Below are 1,185 nucleotides of genomic sequence, written 5' to 3' on the forward strand. Positions count from 1 at the left end.
ACAGAGTATTAGTGGTAATAAGCATCATAGAGCGCCACTAAGGCTGAGTCATATCTAAACAAAAGTGAGCTGATAAATAGCTCACTCACATCACAAAATCATTTCTGAGATATTTGCATATATAAGTAGCGTCGGGCTGGTTCAACAACCAGATAAGGCGCAGGCTGCGCTACGCCTATCCTTATTTATTAGAGCTGCACCCTTAAGACTACAGATGCAATAATTAAAATTAAGCCAAGAATATTTATGTAATTTACGATTGTTGAGCTTACAACCGATTTGACAGCATCACTGTTAATTAAAGCTTGTTTGATATCGGTGAAGAACAACGCTGGGCGCAAACCGAAAGAAAGCACAAAACAAGCAACAGCATAGAAATTTAAAATTTCATTTAATTCATACTTGCCAGTAAATATTCCTTTTGTAGCGACCATAACAAAATAACCAGTGATGAAACAACAAACCAAGCTGACAATTTTTTCCTTTGATAACATATAAGTCCTTCACTTACTTAAGCAGCTATAACGCCAAAATAACAGGCAAATAGTGCTTGGCTATAATTTTGGAACGAAGTGACAAAAGCCAAGCAGTATTTGTCCTTGTTGATTTTTCTTGTTAGTTTTGTTGCTTCGAGTTATAAAAATATAAATAGATTAAACCGACAGGAGCGATAAATATTGCCATTGTCCAACAAATCGACATAGTAAAGCACTTAACCATTAACATTAAAATAGCATTTACAAAGAATACATTTTCACCAAGGATAAATCCTACCACTTTTTCATAAACAAATCGTGAATATGGATATAGCAAAGTGTTCAGTGTGAACAATGCGATTATTGCGTAAGGTGTTTTCATTTCTTCAGGTGAAGACGTTGCGATAAAATAAAAGAGAGCTGGAAACAACAGGCCAAAGAAAAACTGTCTAAAGTAATATTCCTTGGATAAACCACCAAATGTTTTTAATAGTATTTGATTCATATGAACATCCTTATTCATTGGTAAATTAAAAAACTAACGCTACATTAAGCGGCTGCGCTGTTTGCAGTCCGTCTTGAATGTCTTGTGTACGCCCAGCATGGGCGTGAACTAATGAGGTGAAAGTCCTCTGTAGGAAGATCACCGTTTATTAACATGATGTTATTAAACGATAACTACTAGCGAATGGCAAGGGCTTATCCGTGA

The 1,185-nt window shown here is 35.7% G+C and carries 2 protein-coding genes; both read right to left on the minus strand.

Annotated features, from left to right (window positions below; all coding sequences use genetic code 11):
* Positions 1-188: 188 nt before the first annotated feature.
* The gene (locus tag JQC92_RS22385; protein ID WP_205001731.1) at positions 189-494 is read right to left on the minus strand and encodes a hypothetical protein; all 306 of its coding nucleotides are present in this window, start codon (positions 492-494) and stop codon (positions 189-191) included.
* 121 nt (positions 495-615) lie between these two features.
* Positions 616-981: a hypothetical protein gene (locus JQC92_RS22390; protein WP_239480694.1), complete on the minus strand. Its 366-nt coding sequence runs from the start codon at positions 979-981 to the stop codon at positions 616-618.
* Positions 982-1,185 lie beyond the last annotated feature (204 nt).

The organism is Parashewanella hymeniacidonis (assembly GCF_016900895.1).
Lineage (GTDB): Bacteria > Pseudomonadota > Gammaproteobacteria > Enterobacterales > Shewanellaceae > Parashewanella > Parashewanella hymeniacidonis.

Excerpts from the sequence above, each read along its gene's own strand:
- JQC92_RS22390 (WP_239480694.1), bottom strand. The coding sequence starts at position 981 with ATGAATCAAATACTATTAAAAACATTTGGTGGTTTATCCAAGGAATAT.
- JQC92_RS22385 (WP_205001731.1), bottom strand. The coding sequence starts at position 494 with ATGTTATCAAAGGAAAAAATTGTCAGCTTGGTTTGTTGTTTCATCACT.